Genomic DNA, 3759 nt, shown 5'->3' with positions numbered 1-3759 from the left:
GTGCCGGGGTGGGGGCGAGGGGGCGGCGGGAGCGGAGCTCCTTGGCGAGGAGCTTGTGCCGGTACTCACGGGGCATGTCCTCGTAGCGCCAGGACTCCTCGCCGAGGCGGTCGAAGAGCTGGCCGAGGGCGTGGTGGTGGGCGTCGGCGTGTTCGCGGACGTCCATGGTGGCGAGCTGGAGGCCGAACGCGGCGAGGGTGCGGATGGTGCGGTTCATGCGGCCGTCGGCGAAGAGGCCGCCGCGGTGCTCGCGCAGCGAGGTCTGGATGAGGGTGAGGTCCTGGAGGAGCTCGCTGGTGCCGAGGTAGTCGCGGCCGGGCTCGTGCGGGGTGCCCTTGGCGAGGCGCTGCTTGGTGTTCTCCAGCTTCTGCCGGATGCAGGTGGCCTTGAGCCGGTAGGGCTCCTCCGCGTTGAGGCGCTTGTAGCGGGGGCTGATCTCGGGGAGTGCTTCGAGGTCGGCCTGGAGAGAGGAGAGCAGTTCCTCGGTGGCGCCGGTGTAGCGGATGGAGTTGGAGAGGAAGCCGCGCAGCTCGTCGATGAGGTCGAGGGCGTCGTTGATGCCGTGTTCGTGCTGGAGGATGAGGACGTCCCAGGTCACCTGGGGGGTGACGTTGGGGTTGCCGTCGCGGTCGCCGCCGATCCAGGTGCCGAAGGTGAGGGGGCGGGTGTGGTCGGGGAGCTGGACGCCGACGCGTTCCAGTTCCGCGGTGAGGTCCTCCAGCACGTCGCCGACGGCGTTCGCGTGCAGCTCGTCGAGGTAGTAGATGGCGTTGCGGGCCTCGTCGGCCGGTTCGGGGCGGACGACGCGCAGCTCGTCGGTCTGCCAGACGAGGTCGATGTTCTCGGCAAGTCGGGTGTCGTAGCGGCGGCGGTCGGACTCGATGACCGGGGTCTCCAGGAGCGCGGCGATGCGCCGGAGCTTGTTGAGGACCGATCGGCGCGCGGCTTCGGTGGGGTGGGCGGTGAAGACGGGGCGGACGTTGAGGTTCCGGACCGTTTCGCGCAGGTGCTCGGGGTCGGCGTCCTTGAGGCGGTCGGCCGTCCGGGCGAGGAGGCCGCCCTCGGCGGCACGGCGTGCCCTCAGTTCGCGGCCGCGGTGGACCTGTTCGGTGACGTTGGCCAGGTGGAAGTAGGTGGAGAACGCCCGTACGAGCTTGGCGGCGGTCTCCAGTTCCGTGCCGCGCAGCAGTGCGGCGGCGGCTTCGCCGTCTTCGCGGGTCAGGCGGCGGACGCGCTCGACCAGCTCCAGGAGTTCGGGGCCCTCTTGGCGTACGAGGGCTTCGCCGAGCAGATCGCCCAGGCGCCGGATGTCGGCGCGCAGCTCGCTGCTGACCGTCGTGGTCTGGTCGTCGGCACTGCTCACAGGTGCGGCTCCTTGCAGTGTTGAAGCTCGTCTGGGAGGGAACCCGGAGGGCGGCCCAGCGACTCGAGGAGGTGCAGGCGCCGCTTGGTGGGCTTGGCTTCCGGGCAGGAATCAGAGCGGACCGCGCTGTCCGACCGACACCAGGATAGGTGGCCGGTGTCACGCGCAGGCCGCCAGGTGTCCGGTTGACGGCACTGAGTGCCAGATGTGGGGGTCGGAAGCCCCCCGTTTTGGGCGCCGTGGCGGTAGATGTCCCCTGGATGCCGGGACGCGAGGCGGATGGGCTCTTGCCGCCGGGCGACGCGCTGACATACTTACGATGCCGTAGGTTACGGAACCGTAGGGAATGCCGTAAGGCGGCCCACGCAGCCTGTCGTCGACAGGCACTCCCCCCTCTCTCCACCCTCGACCCCCTAGGGGACGCCCCCATGACCACAAGTTCCGATGTGATCGAAGACGCCCCGAAGGCGAACGACTCCCCGGGTTCCGCGCCCGGCTCTCCCACTGTCTCGGCGACGCTGGGCGGCGAGCAGAAGCGGTCGATCGAACAGATCACGCTGCTCCTCTTCATCACCGTGCCGTTCCTGGCTCTGCTCGCGGCGGTGCCGCTGGCCTGGGGCTGGGGGGTGAGCTGGCTGGACCTCGGTCTGCTGGTGTTCTTCTACTACCTGGGCTGCCACGGCATCACGATCGGCTTCCACCGGCACTTCACGCACGGTTCGTTCAAGGCCAAACGCCCGCTGAAGATCGCGCTGGCGATCGCCGGGTCGATGGCCGTGGAGGGCCCGCTGGTGCGCTGGGTGGCCGACCACCGCAAGCATCACAAGTTCTCCGACGCCGAAGGCGACCCCCACTCGCCCTGGCGCTACGGGGAGACGGTTCCGGCGCTGATGAAGGGCCTGTGGTGGGCCCACATCGGCTGGATGTTCGACGAGGAGCAGACCCCGCAGGACAAGTACGCCCCGGACCTGATCAAGGACAAGGCGCTGCGGACGATCTCGCGCCAGTTCATCCTGTGGACGATGGTCTCCCTCGCACTGCCCGCGCTGATCGGGGGCCTGGTGACGATGTCCTGGTGGGGCGCGTTCACGGCGTTCTTCTGGGGCTCCCTCGTCCGGGTGGCGCTGCTGCACCATGTGACGTGGTCGATCAACTCGATCTGCCACGCGGTCGGCAAGCGCCCCTTCAAGTCCCGTGACCGCTCGGGCAACGTGTGGTGGCTGGCGGTCCTGTCCTGCGGCGAGTCCTGGCACAACCTGCACCACGCCGACCCGACCTCGGCCCGGCACGGCGTCGAACGGGGCCAGCTGGACTCCTCCGCCCGCCTGATCCGGTGGTTCGAACAGCTGGGGTGGGCCTACGACGTGCGCTGGCCGTCACGCTCGCGTATCGATTCCAGGCGTATCACGGGTGAGGACGGCTCCGAGCACCGGAAGGCGCCCGCCGAGGCGGCATGATTGACGCCGTGGCGACCGACTCCAGCAGCACCCCGAGCAATGAGAAGCCGCGGCGTGCTCGCCGCACCCGGATGACGGGCGCCGAACGCCGTCAGCAACTGCTGGAAATCGGCCGCACCCTCTTCGCCGCGAAGGGCTTCGAGGGCACGTCGGTGGAGGAGATCGCCGCGAAGGCGGGGGTCTCGAAGCCGGTGGTGTACGAACACTTCGGCGGCAAGGAGGGCCTGTACGCGGTGGTGGTGGACCGGGAGATGCGGCGCCTGCTGGACATGGTGACCAGCTCCCTCACCGCCGGCCATCCGCGGGAGCTGCTGGAGCAGGCGGCCTTCGCGCTCCTGGACTACATCGAGGAGTACACGGACGGTTTCCGCATCCTGGTCCGCGACTCCCCGATCCCCCAGTCCACGGGTTCCTTCGCCTCGCTGATCTCCGACATCGCCACCCAGGTGGAGGACATCCTGGGCCGCGAGTTCAAGAGCCGCGGCTTCGACCCCAAACTCGCCCCGCTGTACGCCCAGGCCCTGGTCGGGATGGTCGCCCTGACCGGCCAGTGGTGGCTGGACGTGCGCCGCCCGAAGAAGGCGGAGGTGGCCGCCCACCTGGTCAACCTGTCGTGGCACGGCTTGGACGGCCTGGAACAGAAGCCCCGCCTGATCGGCCACCGAAAGAGCTGACGCCGACACCAGGGCAGGTCGGGGGCGCTGGGAGCCACGGATCCCTCGGTGCCACGGGAACACCGCCGCCCCTGAGGGGCGCGGGGAACTGCGCGACGAGCCACGACGAACCGGCACCCGCGAGAGACCGCGCACCCCACCCCCTCGGGCGTCGGCAGCGGCTCGTGCCGACCGGGCCGAACGGGCGGGCCTACGGCGTTCCCGTCGAGGCCAAGCGCAGCGGCGTGGTCTCCAACACCTGCCCCGCCATCCGCCCGGCAGGCCC

3 protein-coding genes are annotated in these 3759 nt (G+C 69.9%); 2 read left to right on the top strand and 1 reads right to left on the bottom strand.

Annotated elements, in window-relative coordinates; genetic code table 11:
• Positions 1-1363: phosphoenolpyruvate carboxylase (locus tag AOK23_RS38705; protein WP_157878282.1), on the bottom strand; the 1363-nt coding region annotated here is incomplete at its 3' end.
• Positions 1364-1791: 428 nt separating this feature from the next.
• Between AOK23_RS38705 and AOK23_RS38700 the strand changes: the two genes are divergently transcribed.
• Positions 1792-2820, top strand: coding sequence for an acyl-CoA desaturase (locus tag AOK23_RS38700; RefSeq protein WP_055717149.1), 1029 nt, complete (start codon positions 1792-1794; stop codon positions 2818-2820).
• Positions 2817-3494: a TetR/AcrR family transcriptional regulator gene (locus AOK23_RS38695; protein WP_055539988.1), complete on the top strand. Its 678-nt coding sequence runs from the start codon at positions 2817-2819 to the stop codon at positions 3492-3494. Before AOK23_RS38700 ends, AOK23_RS38695 begins: the two co-directional genes overlap by 4 nt.
• Positions 3495-3759 lie beyond the last annotated feature (265 nt).

Origin of the sequence: Streptomyces torulosus, assembly GCF_001419765.1 — a bacterium.
Classification (GTDB): domain Bacteria; phylum Actinomycetota; class Actinomycetes; order Streptomycetales; family Streptomycetaceae; genus Streptomyces; species Streptomyces torulosus.
Note: the sequence above shows the minus strand (reverse complement) of the source record. Positions and strands in the feature narration are given on the sequence as shown.

Bases quoted from the DNA above. Each gene is read 5' to 3' on its own strand.
- AOK23_RS38695 (WP_055539988.1), top strand. From the start codon at position 2,817: ATGATTGACGCCGTGGCGACCGACTCCAGCAGCACCCCGAGCAATGAG.
- AOK23_RS38700 (WP_055717149.1), top strand. From the start codon at position 1,792: ATGACCACAAGTTCCGATGTGATCGAAGACGCCCCGAAGGCGAACGAC.